Consider the following 12,102-nt stretch of genomic DNA (forward strand, 5'->3'; position numbering starts at 1 on the left):
TTAAACGGCTATGGTATATTTTATGGGGATTTAGAACTGTCCGTGAAGGAGAGACCTGGTCATGATGAAGATGCTCGATCAGGGAATGTCGTTCGCTCGTCGGTGGAGTCGTCGAATTGAACGGGCTTCGAGGCTGCCATGGAAGGCCAAGGCGCTGGTGCTCATATCGTATGTGCTCATGGGGCTAGTGCGCTTGTGCATTCTGGTCATTCCCTTCAAATATATGGCCCCCTGCTTGGGGCGTAAGAACGGCAGCACCTCGCTAGAGGTGCCGAAGCCGATGCTCGCGCGTGCAGCGCGAATTGGTTGGATTGTGGAGACAACGAGTCGCTTCACCCCTTGGGAAAGCAAGTGCCTCGTTCGAGCAATTACCGCACAGCTTCTGTTGAGACTCGTCCGTACACCGAGCACACTGTATCTGGGTATGGCTAAGGATCAGTCCGAGAAGCTCATCGCCCATGCTTGGCTAAGATGCGGGGAGCACATATTAACGGGTGCAAGCGAGGCGGACAACTTCGTGAAGGTGGCCCAGTTTGCCAGCCTGCTGCATAGAGAGACTGCTGTCATCATAGATCGGAGGTAGCAACATTGGGAGCGATATGCGGAATATATCAAGCGTCGGAGGATGACGGGAAGCTTAAGCTCTTGGGCTCACGCATGCTGGAGCAGCTACGGCACTATCCATTCGCCGACGTTCAAGGGGTGGTGGAAGCTGCGGTCTATCTCGGCTGCGGTTTATCCCGGCATACGCCGGAGTCGCAGCATGAGCGATTGCCCCGCACGTGCCGCAATGACAGATATGTTATAACGGCTGATGCCATCGTAGATAACCGTGAGGAGCTACTGCGAGCGTTTGACATTGCGTTGGCTGAATGGCCTGTTGTTACGGACAGCGAGCTGCTTCTGCGAGCCTTTGAGCGCTGGGGCTACGATTGTCCGAAGCATGTGCTTGGCGATTATGCCTTTGCAATCTGGGATAAAATGAAGCGTGAGCTGTATGTAGCTAGAGACGCGCTTGGCTCGAGAACGCTTTATTACAGCGTGAATTCGCATAGCTTCGCATTCTGCACACTGGAGAAGCCGCTGCTAGGGGTGCTTGGCGATGAGCCCCGGTTGCATGAGAAGTGGCTAGCTGATTTTTTGGCGATCGATGGCATACAGCATGAGATAGATTTCGAAGAGACGGTGTATGAAGGGATATACCAGCTCCCTCCTGCCAGCTACGGCGTATGGGATGGTCAATCGTTTCGTCGTCAGCAGCACTGGGACCCGCTGCAATCCAGCAAGCCGATCCGATATGAGTCGGACGAGGCGTATGTGGAGGCGTTCAACCGCATATTCGCTGAGGCAGTGGCGTGCAGACTGAGAAGTGTCCAGGAGACGGGCATTCTGCTGAGCGGAGGTATGGATTCGGGCTCGATCGCATGTGTCGCTGCGTCGCAGCTGGAGGGGACAGGCCGCAAGCTGTCGGCATTCTGCTCCGTTCCGGTCAACGGCTTCAAGGATGGGGAGGATCGACGGTATATTTTCAACGAGCGGGCTGAGGTGGAGGCGATTGTTGCGGCCTATCCGAACATTGAGGTGAGCTATTGCAGCTTCGAGGAGAAATCTGCCCTGTCGGACATCGAGACGCTGGTCGACGTGTTCGAGCAGCCGTATAAGGTGTATCAGAACATGACGTGGTATCACTCGATACTGGACATGGCATCCAAGCGCAATTGCAGCATCATGCTGACCGGTCAGGTAGGCAACAGTACGATCTCTTACGGAGACTTCAGAGTGCACCTGCTGACATTGTTCCGTCAAGGAAGGTACATCAGCTGCATGCAGGAATGTATCGCGCTCAGCCGTCTCTTGAAGGTGCCTGTTCGCAAAGTGCTGAAGCTGGCGGCCAGAGTGGTCACGCCCTATCGTCTACGACGTTGGCGAGACCGGAGGCGCAATCCGGTATTCGATCGATATCGCCATGTCATTGTCCACCCTAAGCTTATAGAACGATGGGACATCGGACGCAGGCTCGATGCGATCGAGGCTAATGTGCTGACGGGTAAGTTCCTTGATTATGAGGAGGATCGTGTGATGCGGGCAGGCATGATGCCGCTTGCGCACATCGGAGCAGTAGAGACGAAGCTGTCCATCGCTAATAACATTACGCTTCGTGACCCATCCCGCGACCGGCGCGTGGTCGAGTTCTGCTTAAATATTCCTTCCGAGCAATTCGTTAGCATGGGTAACGAGAGGTATTTGCTTCGCCGGGCGATGAAGGGGATTCTGCCTGAGCCAATCCGAGCTAACATCTCAACAAGGGGCGTGCAGAGCGCCGATTGGAAGTATAGGCTCGAGTTACATCAAGAACGCCTGAGACAGGAGATGGACGAGGCGCTTGCTAATCAGGATCTTGCTCAGTATGTTGATGTTGATAAAATGAGGGGCGTACGCAAGCAGCTCGAGGGCACCATTAGCGAGCTTGACGAAGATGTACTGCGCATGTCGCTGATCACGATCATCGTCCATCGATTTCTCCGAGGCTTCGCCCGGAATGCAGAGCGAGAGGTGTAGCAACATGACGATAGAGCCTATGAAGTATCAATACAAGGCATTCGGATTGCAGCTGCAATCCGATCTCCAGCTGGATGGATTAATTCAAGTCGAAGGGGTACAGAACGCTGACGCTGTCATTCAGCTTGGCACAGTGCCTGTGTCATTCCCTGGACCGGAGCTGGAGAATGCGTACTATGCTGACGGTACAGGTGTATTCGCCTTCCGTGTGAAGGGGATTGGCAGCTTTCTCATCCGATCGGGGTCGGAGATTCTCGTGGAGCCGCATGGAGACATAGACCCGGCTGTGCTGGCGCTGTACGTTCTCGGCACATGTGCGGGAGCTCTTCTGCTGCAGAGAGGGCTCATCCCGATTCACGGTAGCGCCCTGTCACTTGAAGGCCGGGAATTCATCATCACGGGTCATTCTGGCGCAGGGAAATCGACGCTGACCGCCTCCTTCAATAAGCGGGGCTGCTCCTTCCTTGCAGATGACATCGCAGCACTGGAGGTTACAGGTACAAGTGCTTGGATTCAACCGGCGTTCCCGAAGCAGAAGCTGTGGCGGGACACAGCTATCCGAATATTCGGCGGTATTGAGACGCTGGAGCGCATCCCCGGCATACGGGATAAGTACCATGTGCCGATGACCGGGCCGTTCATCACGGAGAGCAGGAGACTGCGTGCGCTGTTCGAGCTGTCTGTCCATGATAAGGATGAGGTGGAGCTCGAGGAGGTTGCAGGGGCGCCTAAGCTGGCTCTCATTATGCATCATACGTTCCGCTTCGAGATGGTCGAGGCGCTCGGTATTCAGGCCGAGCACTTCAAGAAGTGTGCGAGCATCTCGACTGGCATACGTGTGTTCAGGCTGAAGCGTCCGCGCACAGGGTTTACGGTGGACCAGCAGATGGCAGCGATCAACCGTGTCATGGAGCAGTTCGAGTCATAGTTAAACGGCAATGAGGCTGACCGACGCAGATGTTCATCTGCTTCAGTCAGCCTCTGCTTATGTGTAGGGATGCCTATCATATCGCTGTCGATGTATTCGATTCATGCTCCCGGCCGATGCGTACATCGTCCTTCGCAAGCTCCATAAGGAGGCCGTCTTGAATACGGAATATACGATCACAGATATCGATTACCGACATGCGGTGAGTAATGGCAATGCACGTCTTATGTGGAGACATACGCTTAATGCTGTGCAGCACGTCCCACTCCGTATCCAGGTCAAGCGCAGAGGTCGCTTCGTCGAGCAATAAGATGGGGGCCTCACGCACTAATGCGCGTGCGATGGCGATTCGCTGCGCTTGTCCCTCGGATAAGCCGGCACCACTCTCACCAACGACGGTCTGAAGACCGTCTGGCAGCTTCTCGATGAAGTCCCAAGCGCAGGCGCTGCGTGCAGCTACAACGATCTGCTCCTCCGTAGCACTAGGATGGCCAATACGAATATTGTCCGCAATGGTGCCGGAGAATAGCGTGTTGCCTTGGGGGACATAGGAGAAGCAGCTTCGTGTGTCCGAGGTGATCGGCGTCTTGTTCCCATTGGCCTCCACAATGGCCATCTGTCCCGACTTCGGAGCCAGCAGTGCGAGCATTAAGCGGAGCAAGGTCGTCTTGCCTTCACCGGAGCTGCCAATGATGGCGATCGTCTCCCCAGGCTTCACGGTCAGGTCGATGTCTGTCAGTATCGGCTTCTGTTCATCATAGGCGTAGCTTACACGCTCGAATGTGAGTGCAGGGAGTTGATCGATGCCGCTGAACGAATTGCCGCTCTTCTCGGCCTCAAGCTCCAGCTGCTCGAACTCGATGAGACGTTCAGCCGATGTGATCGTCGTGATGACATGCGGAAGCGAGCGTGCGAGACCTTCCATCGGACCTTGAATTTGCCCGACGAGCTGCAGGAATGCGGTGAACGTACCGAATGTGGTTGTGCCTGTCGACAGCTTGAAGGCGCCGAAGACGAAGGCGAGGAAGAAGCCGATTCGGTAGCCGATCCCGATGATAAGATTCGTTGTCATGTTGAACAGGTTGCGCTTGGCGACCCAGAATAGCTTAAGCCTCTGCGCTTCCTTCACCTGCTGCATGCTATAACGCTCATACTCGAACGTCTTCACCGTCATCAAGTGACGCACATTCTCCAGCAGTACCGAGCGATAGCCGCTCTCCGCCTTCTGGATCTGGTGCTGCATCTTCTTCAGTCTACGACCGATGAACCAGCTGAGCGCAATGGATACGGGTCCAAGGAAGAAGGCATAGAGAGCGAGCGAAGGATCGTAATACCACAGGGTTAGGAATGCGGTCACCAGCTGTACAGCAAGCGAAATGATCATCGGGAGCGTGCTGACCCATCCGTCCACGACATTCGTTACATCGCTCGTTAGCCGAGTCTGGATGTCCCCGTTGTGATACTTGTTCAGCGTGAACCATTCGATGCGATATAGCCGTTCCATGAACGACTTCTGCAGCTCGTGGGTCATCGTTTCCTTCAGCATACCGCCCTTATACGATAAATACGCCCCCAGACTAAGCTGCATAATGAGAAGGATGGCGAAAATGAGCACATAGAGCATGGCGGCCTTGAAGCTTTGAGCGACAGATAAGTCGATCATCTGCTTCGTGACGGCTGCGGTTGCGACATGGCTCACAGCCAATATGACTTGTATCGTAGTTAGTAGCAGCAGCGCCTTCCAGTTGTGACCGATGCGTCGCAGCAGCCAGCGATAGACGTGCCAATTAGACAATCGTTGCAAGTGCTGCAAGGGTCATACCTCCAACAGCCGCACTACTTCAACGAGATGGACGCTTCCTTCTCCAGGTAGGCAGCCATAGCCTGAAGGAGAGGGGCGCGCAAATCATTCGTCTTCAGTGCAAAGTCAAGTGTAGTCAGAATGTAGCCTAGACGCTCGCCGACATCATAGCGAGTGCCCTCGAAGTTATAAGCGAAGACGGACTCCGCTTCATTCAGCTTCTGGATCGCATCGGTCAGCTGAATCTCACCGCCTGCACCGATCTCTTGCCTCTCTAGATAATCGAAGATTTGCGGCGTAAATACGTAACGACCCATAATTGCAAGATTCGATGGCGCTGTACCGAGAGCAGGCTTCTCCACGAACTGCTTCACCTTGTACAGTCTGCCATTCTGCTCGGATGGATCGATGATGCCGTATCGGTTCGTCTCCTCATCGGCAACCTGCTGAACACCAATGACAGAGCGCTCTGTCGTCTCGTACTCATTAATCAACTGGCGCAAGCAAGGCACCGGACCGGTCACGATATCGTCGCCAAGCAGTACGCCGAACGGCTCATTGCCGATGAAGCGTCTTGCGCACCATACCGCGTGACCGAGACCCTTCGGCTCCTTCTGGCGAATGTAGTGGATATCAACGTTGGCGGAGCGCAGAACCTCCTCCAACAGCTTCAGCTTGCCGGATTCGAGCAGTCGTTCTTCGAGCTCGAAGGAGTTATCGAAGTGATCCTCGATCGCGCGCTTGCCCTTGCCTGTCACGATAATAATATCTTCAATGCCAGCTTCGATGGCCTCTTCCACAATATATTGAATGGTCGGTTTGTTTATGATCGGCAGCATTTCCTTCGGCATCGCCTTCGTAGCAGGCAGGAAGCGTGTTCCGAGGCCGGCGGCTGGAATAATTGCTTTTTTAACTTTTTTCATTTGGCTCCAGTCTCCTTATGATATAGATTCGTGTTCTTATTGGATAGAGACAAGGTTAATTTTGTTCAGCTGCAATAAGAAGGCGATCGTCTGCTCCGCGCAGGTAGCCTGATCGACCTCGTACTGCTCCATAAGCTTCTCGACGAGCTGCTCCAGCGTCAACGGCTGCTCCAGCAGCTGCCAGATGTCAGCGCTAACACGGCCGAGCGTATAATATTTACCGGTTTCAACGTGGAACATACCGATTTCACCGTCGAGGTCGGAGGTGAGGACTTCACCGTTGCGGGCAATTAGGCTGTGTAGCTCAATCGTTTTTTCCATACTCGTTCCCATCCCATCTAGATTTTCATTTTGTCAATAAAAAAAGAAATCTCAAATTTACTATGAAATTTGGGATTCCTTTTTTTATTGAATCTTACGAGAACGAGTAATACGTCGAATCCCCATCTACGTACGAAGCATCGATGTTAGGCGTGATGGATGAACCGTATTCCGTTTTAGCCAGCTCGAGGTCTTTAATTTCCGGAGCTTCCCATACTTTTTTAGTCATTGTATTCACCTCCTTGGTTGTAAAAATAGAGACTCGTTCTCCAACGTGTAGGGTGTCAAGCAGTTTGGAGGAATTAGGAGAAGGAGAAGAAGACATGCCCTTTGCCATCGGAACGAGTTGCGTCAACATGCTTGCTGATTGGGTGACCGTGTGCTGTGTCAAGAACGCTCAGCTCGTTGAGCTCTGGAGTAACCCATGCTTTTTTGCTCATACTGTACACCTCCTGGTACGGCTTAGAGAGCCAATTAACGGTTCTAATGGCTCATACTGTCTCGTAACGAGAGTAATGCTATCGCAAAAAGAATTGAAACGCAAGATGGCATGAGGCTAAAAGACTAAAAATAAAAAAATTTAAGGATAATTGTTTTACGTGGTTTTTACAAAACAAAAGGGAAAATTTTCTAGGTACTTTGAACTATCTTAACAGTATCACGTATTTGTTAGGAAAAGTCTAAAGTTTTAGTAAAGTGGTAGGAACAGTAGAATGCGCTTACAACGCCGGAAAGCTTGATTCTACAAGGCTTTCGTGACCTCATGCATGACTTTATGCACGGTTGACGGGCCCAATTATTAAGCATATTTTATTATTATTATCGCTAAAGTTGTAGTAGCATACTTAGTGTGATTGTTGAAATATGGAAGAGGGGAAACAAGCATGCATAGATCAAATTTACTAGCGTTTGCTAACCTGTGGCAGCTGTTCATCGATGTAGGGGTGCTGGTAGCTTCGTTTGTCGCTGCTTACGGAGTGACGCAGAGCTTCACATTCTTATACGACTTCGACCGTTATGTGTGGATTCTGATTGTGTTCGTGCCGACCTGGGTGTTCACGATGAATGTGCAGCGCATGTATAACAGCACCACCTTCACGTATCCGGATCGTCTTGTACGCAGCACGTTGTTCGCATCGCTAATCTCTTGTCTGATCCTTACATCACTTATCTTCTTCATCAAGGAAACGTATGTGAGCCGGATGCTCATCGGTACATACGTAGGACTTGCCTCCTTCTTGCTCTTGACCGCACGCTTTGTGTATATCTTCCTCGTGATGAAGCTCAATGCGAAGAGTGGCACCAAGGTCGTTATCGTAGGTACTCCACAGCTGGCCAAGCGCTTCCGCGCCTATATTGCGAAGACGAACGTGAAGATTCATATACTCGGTCACATTCAGATCTATCCCGATAAGAAGCTTAAGAAAAACTATCACCTTGGTTACTTGTCCGAGCTCGAAGACTTGCTTAAGAACAACGTAGTTGACGAAGTGATATTCGCGCTTCCGCGAACGTATGTCAATCGGATTGAGCCGTACATCCTGCAATGTGAAGAAATGGGAATTACGGTGCGTATGATCCTCGATCTATATAATCTGCGCTTCTCCAAGATACACCAGTCGAGCATTGGCACATTCCCGATGCTGACCTTTCACTCCGTGACAATCAACAGGTTTAACTTAATGCTCAAGCGCATCATAGACGTAATCGGTGCGATTGTCGGCTTGTTCCTTACCGCACTTCTGTGTATGGTGATCGTTCCAGCGATTATGCTTGAATCGAAGGGGCCGGCCGTATTTACGCAGAATCGGGTTGGCCTGAACGGACGAACGTTCAAGATCTACAAGTTCCGTTCGATGTATATCGACGCCGAGGAACGGAAGCAGAAGCTCATGGCTCAGAACCAGGTGAATGGCGGCTTCATGTTCAAGATGAAGGATGACCCACGTATTACGAGAGTAGGTAAGTTTTTACGGAAGACCAGTCTTGATGAATTCCCACAGTTCTTGAATGTGCTGCGCGGGGAGATGAGTCTTGTCGGTACACGTCCACCTACGCTGGATGAAGTAAGCAGGTACGAGACGTACCACCGCAGACGACTCAGCTTTAAGCCGGGACTAACCGGGATGTGGCAGGTGAACGGCCGAAGCGACATTACCGACTTCGAAGAGGTAGTTCGCTTAGATACGAGCTACATTGATCAGTGGTCGTTATGGCTGGATGTTAAGATTATATTGAAGACTGTCAAAAGCGTGCTCACACCTCGCAGCGGTGCGATGTAATTGCGGAAAGGAAGGAAGCTAGTCATGTTCTTAAAAAGAAACGAAGATGCACGCAAAAGTAGGCGCAAGCCTAGTAGCTCATTGATAGAGCCGATGAGAATATCGTGTCTGGTGATTAGCGTGATCGGGAGCTCCATGCTGCTCAGCTCTTGCTCCGTATTCGATCTCGAAGCGGCGCCTGCTGCAACAGAGAAGCAAGCCGATGCGAAGAAGACAGCTCCGAAGGTCGTGAAGGAGTTCAAGGTCGTGGAGAAGGGCAGCGTATCGGCGACATTGCTTGCTAACGGACAGATCGTGCCATCGAGAACGGTAAGCATGTACTTTACGAACGTGTCAGGGCCGTTGTCCCAGCTTAACTATAATGTGAATGATCAGGTGAAGAAGGGTGACTTCTTCGCTGAGATATTGCCGACGGAGATCGAGAGCCGTATTGCGCTGCAACAGCTCGTCGTGGAGAAGGGGAAGCTGCGACTGGAGCAACTGGACGATCCTTCTCAGCTGGAGGAGCTGAAGAAGAGTATTGAGCTGGCAGAGCTGGAGCTTGTCTTCCTGAAGGAGCAGCAGACGCTGCAGCCTGAGAAGAATGAAGCTGCTATCCAGAAGGCGCAGTTAGCCATCGAGCAATTCCAGATTCAGATGAATGAGACGAAGCGGTCGAAGGAGCAGTCGAAGGAGCAGCAACAGGCGACGATCGATAAGCTGAACATCCGACTCACTCAGATCGACAACGATATCAAGGCAGCGAAGGCGAATATGGAAGCAGAGCAGCTGAATCATGATAAGCTCGTCGGCGTCTGGTGCAATCAGGAATGCGACAAGCGGATTGTCGAGATCGAGAATCATCAGCTGGTGCTGCAGGTGTACGAGGGCTCTAGGTTCTACATTCCGGAAAGCAACGCAAGATTAATTAAGGATTCGAAGCTGAAGCTGCAGCAGCATAAGCTGAGCATCAGCAATCTGGAGAAGAACAGACTGACAGCTGAGCTGGATCTGGAGCTGGCGTTGAACGCTCAGAAGCAGTCGAATGAAAGCTTCGCTCAAGTCGAGAGCATCCAGAAGTCGATCGATTCAGCGCAGTTGTCTCTAGTCGATATTGGGCGTACGAATGTCGAGCGGGTGGGCAGCCTGCAGCAAGATATTCAGCTGAAGCAAGCAAGGCTCGAGCAGTTGAAGCTACAGCTGGAGACGACTAAGCGCACGCTGGCAGGCACCAAGCGACAAGCCGAGCTGGATCAACAGACAGCTGAGCTGACGCTAGGACAGCTGCAGCAGAACTTGTCCAACAGTAAGCTGTACTCGCCTGCTGACGGTATTGTGTCGTATCTCGATAACAAGTCGGTAACCGATATCGTATCGAGCGGTCAGCTGCTTGCGCGTGTGGCCGACCCGAACAGTCTGGTGTTCCAGATGACGGCGAAGGACGCGAAGTATATGAAGGATTTCAGGACAGGTACCGTAACGGTTGGCACGGTGAAGTATGAAGTCGAACTGTACACACCACAGCCGGGAGATTCACTGGATGCAGGCAGCAATGATACAGGCGCGAACGGCCTCGGGACGATCACGGTTAAGTTCAAGAAGGACTCGCCGGAGCTGAAGTTCGGAGAGATTATTCAGGTGCAGCTTAGCGTGACGAAGGACGATGTGCTGCTCGTATCGAAGACGGATGTGCGCGTAGAGAATGGTAAGATTCTGGTCGACGTGCTGAAGAATGAAGAGACGGTAACCGTTGAGGTTGAACGGGGCATTGAGACTGATACACATGTCGAGGTTGTCGCTGGCTTAAGCCAAGGTGACAAGGTGATTCGAAGATAAAGCTCAAGGAGAGAATATAGAATGGACTTGCAGCGTCTATTGAACGCGATTATGAAGAAAAGCTGGCTGATCGTGCTGTGTGCCATCGTCGGAGGAAGCCTCGCTACATATGTCAGTCTGTTCATGACCAAGCCGATGTATCAGACGAGTACGACATTATATATCTTGAACAGAAGCAGCTCCGTGCTGTCTGGCAACTCGATCAATCTGTCCGATATTGCGCTTAGCCGTCAGCTGATCAGCGACTTCGGTAACATTATTCAGACTCGCAAGGTGCTGGAGCCAGCACTGGCCGAGCTGAACGATCCGGAGCTTACAGTTGGTGCGATCGCAAGCGCAACGTCGGTTCATCTCATGAAGGAATCGAACGTCGTCTCCATTATCGTCACGTGGCCGGAGCCAGAGCAGGCTGCGCGCATTGCGAATGCGGTGAGCCGTTCGTTTACGAGTGAAATCTCGAAGCTGATGGGACAGAATTCGATCGGAACGCTTGATCAAGCCCTCGTGCCCGAGCGTCCGTTGCCTTCGAAGCGCTCTGTGTTGCTGGTCGTCGGGGTGATGGCTGGAGCGATCATCGCAGTTGGTCTGATCTACGTACGCGCCTTGTTCGACAATACGATCTACTCGGCTGCTGATATTGAACGAGGCACTGATCTGAAGGTGATGGGAATTATACCGGAACACAATATTAGTTGAGGAGAATCGTGCGTATGCAGAGTAAGACGTTCAACGTATATAACCAGGAAAGCCAGGCCGTACAAGACGCTTATGCGATGCTGACGGCTAACATTCACCTCAGTGGCAATGAGCGACGGTACAAGACGCTAGCTATGACGAGCTGCAAGCCGAAGGCAGGCAAGACGTCCATCGCGATCAGTCTCGCTATTACGATGGCAGGCTCCGGCTGGAAGGTGCTGCTCGTAGACGGAGACATGCGTAAGCCAAGTGCGGGTAAGCGTCTGGGCGACGACTCCCTGCTAGGGTTATCCGATTATTTGACAGGGCAGTCGCAGCTGGAGGAAGTGCTGTGCAAGACGAATATTCCTAACCTTACCTATATATATAGTGGAGTCAGCGGACACAATCCGATCGGTCTTCTATGCACGGCGCACTTCGAAGAGATGATGCATATCACACGAGAGCAGTACGACTTCGTTATATTCGATACACCAGCATTGTCGACAGTCGTCGATGCCTCCCTGGTCGCATCCAAGGTCGACGCTACGTTACTTGTTGTGGAAATTGGCCGAACCTCGATCGATTCGATCAAGCCGGCAAAGGAGCAGCTGGAGAAGGTCAATGCCAACATTCTCGGTGTGGTACTGAATAAGGTGAAGAAGAACGAGTATCGGAAGCATTTCGGGGCATATGATTATTTTAGGGATAGTGGGAAGTTTGTGAGGAAGAGTCGTTCCCTTTCGGGTGCAAGTAAATAGAAATGGAATAATGCGCAGCAGGTTGATTTTGTCAGGA

The 12,102-nt window shown here is 51.9% G+C and carries 12 protein-coding genes; 7 read left to right on the forward strand and 5 right to left on the reverse strand.

Features of this window, described 5'->3' with window-relative positions; genetic code table 11:
• The first annotated feature begins 61 nt into the window (after positions 1 to 61).
• The 3 genes from PAE68_RS04005 to PAE68_RS04015 all read left to right on the forward strand — a co-directional run bounded on the left by PAE68_RS04005 (position 62) and on the right by PAE68_RS04015 (position 3,487).
• The gene (locus PAE68_RS04005) at positions 62 to 583 is read left to right on the forward strand and encodes a lasso peptide biosynthesis B2 protein (RefSeq protein ID WP_281884304.1); all 522 of its coding nucleotides are present in this window, start codon (positions 62 to 64) and stop codon (positions 581 to 583) included.
• 62 nt (positions 584 to 645) lie between these two features.
• Positions 646 to 2,559: an asparagine synthase-related protein gene (locus PAE68_RS04010; protein ID WP_281884306.1), complete on the forward strand. Its 1,914-nt coding sequence runs from the start codon at positions 646 to 648 to the stop codon at positions 2,557 to 2,559.
• Between the two features lie 4 nt (positions 2,560 to 2,563).
• Positions 2,564 to 3,487: a phosphoenolpyruvate carboxykinase (ATP) gene (locus PAE68_RS04015; protein WP_281884308.1), complete on the forward strand. Its 924-nt coding sequence runs from the start codon at positions 2,564 to 2,566 to the stop codon at positions 3,485 to 3,487.
• 76 nt (positions 3,488 to 3,563) lie between these two features.
• On the opposite strand, the gene PAE68_RS04020 is transcribed toward PAE68_RS04015, so the two are convergent.
• From PAE68_RS04020 to PAE68_RS04040, 5 genes are all read right to left on the reverse strand, one after another.
• Positions 3,564 to 5,300, reverse strand: a complete 1,737-nt coding sequence (locus tag PAE68_RS04020) for an ABC transporter ATP-binding protein (RefSeq protein ID WP_281884310.1) — start codon at positions 5,298 to 5,300, stop codon at positions 3,564 to 3,566.
• A gap of 23 nt (positions 5,301 to 5,323) precedes the next feature.
• Positions 5,324 to 6,211 carry a UTP--glucose-1-phosphate uridylyltransferase GalU gene (gene galU, locus PAE68_RS04025; RefSeq protein ID WP_281884312.1) on the reverse strand — a complete coding sequence of 296 codons (888 nt, stop codon included), beginning with the start codon at positions 6,209 to 6,211 and terminating at the stop codon, positions 5,324 to 5,326.
• A 36-nt stretch (positions 6,212 to 6,247) separates the two neighbouring features.
• Complete coding sequence (locus tag PAE68_RS04030) at positions 6,248 to 6,532, reverse strand: lasso peptide biosynthesis PqqD family chaperone (RefSeq protein ID WP_281884314.1); 285 nt, start codon at positions 6,530 to 6,532, stop codon at positions 6,248 to 6,250.
• 94 nt (positions 6,533 to 6,626) lie between these two features.
• Positions 6,627 to 6,761: a hypothetical protein gene (locus tag PAE68_RS04035; protein ID WP_281884316.1), complete on the reverse strand. Its 135-nt coding sequence runs from the start codon at positions 6,759 to 6,761 to the stop codon at positions 6,627 to 6,629.
• Between the two features lie 73 nt (positions 6,762 to 6,834).
• Complete coding sequence (locus PAE68_RS04040; protein WP_281884318.1) at positions 6,835 to 6,972, reverse strand: hypothetical protein; 138 nt, start codon at positions 6,970 to 6,972, stop codon at positions 6,835 to 6,837.
• Between the two features lie 444 nt (positions 6,973 to 7,416).
• Here PAE68_RS04040 and PAE68_RS04045 point away from each other — a divergent pair, with 444 nt between their 5' ends.
• From PAE68_RS04045 to PAE68_RS04060, 4 genes are all read left to right on the forward strand, one after another.
• Positions 7,417 to 8,814 carry a sugar transferase gene (locus PAE68_RS04045; protein WP_281884320.1) on the forward strand — a complete coding sequence of 466 codons (1,398 nt, stop codon included), beginning with the start codon at positions 7,417 to 7,419 and terminating at the stop codon, positions 8,812 to 8,814.
• A gap of 111 nt (positions 8,815 to 8,925) precedes the next feature.
• Positions 8,926 to 10,629 (forward strand): efflux RND transporter periplasmic adaptor subunit, encoded by a 1,704-nt coding sequence (locus tag PAE68_RS04050; RefSeq protein ID WP_281884323.1) that lies wholly within the window; start codon positions 8,926 to 8,928, stop codon positions 10,627 to 10,629.
• Between the two features lie 21 nt (positions 10,630 to 10,650).
• A complete protein-coding gene (locus PAE68_RS04055; protein ID WP_281884325.1) occupies positions 10,651 to 11,325 on the forward strand; it encodes a YveK family protein in 675 nt (224 codons plus the stop codon).
• Positions 11,326 to 11,339: 14 nt separating this feature from the next.
• Positions 11,340 to 12,065 (forward strand): CpsD/CapB family tyrosine-protein kinase, encoded by a 726-nt coding sequence (locus PAE68_RS04060; protein WP_281884327.1) that lies wholly within the window; start codon positions 11,340 to 11,342, stop codon positions 12,063 to 12,065.
• The last annotated feature ends 37 nt before the right edge of the window (positions 12,066 to 12,102 follow it).

Source organism: Paenibacillus sp. YYML68 (assembly GCF_027923405.1).
Lineage (GTDB): Bacteria > Bacillota > Bacilli > Paenibacillales > NBRC-103111 > Paenibacillus_G.

Bases quoted from the DNA above. Each gene is read 5' to 3' on its own strand.
- PAE68_RS04005 (WP_281884304.1), top strand. From the start codon at position 62: ATGATGAAGATGCTCGATCAGGGAATGTCGTTCGCTCGTCGGTGGAGT.
- PAE68_RS04015 (WP_281884308.1), top strand. From the start codon at position 2,564: ATGACGATAGAGCCTATGAAGTATCAATACAAGGCATTCGGATTGCAG.
- galU (WP_281884312.1), bottom strand. From the start codon at position 6,211: ATGAAAAAAGTTAAAAAAGCAATTATTCCAGCCGCCGGCCTCGGAACA.
- PAE68_RS04030 (WP_281884314.1), bottom strand. From the start codon at position 6,532: ATGGAAAAAACGATTGAGCTACACAGCCTAATTGCCCGCAACGGTGAA.
- PAE68_RS04035 (WP_281884316.1), bottom strand. From the start codon at position 6,761: ATGACTAAAAAAGTATGGGAAGCTCCGGAAATTAAAGACCTCGAGCTG.
- PAE68_RS04040 (WP_281884318.1), bottom strand. From the start codon at position 6,972: ATGAGCAAAAAAGCATGGGTTACTCCAGAGCTCAACGAGCTGAGCGTT.
- PAE68_RS04045 (WP_281884320.1), top strand. From the start codon at position 7,417: ATGCATAGATCAAATTTACTAGCGTTTGCTAACCTGTGGCAGCTGTTC.
- PAE68_RS04055 (WP_281884325.1), top strand. From the start codon at position 10,651: ATGGACTTGCAGCGTCTATTGAACGCGATTATGAAGAAAAGCTGGCTG.
- PAE68_RS04060 (WP_281884327.1), top strand. From the start codon at position 11,340: ATGCAGAGTAAGACGTTCAACGTATATAACCAGGAAAGCCAGGCCGTA.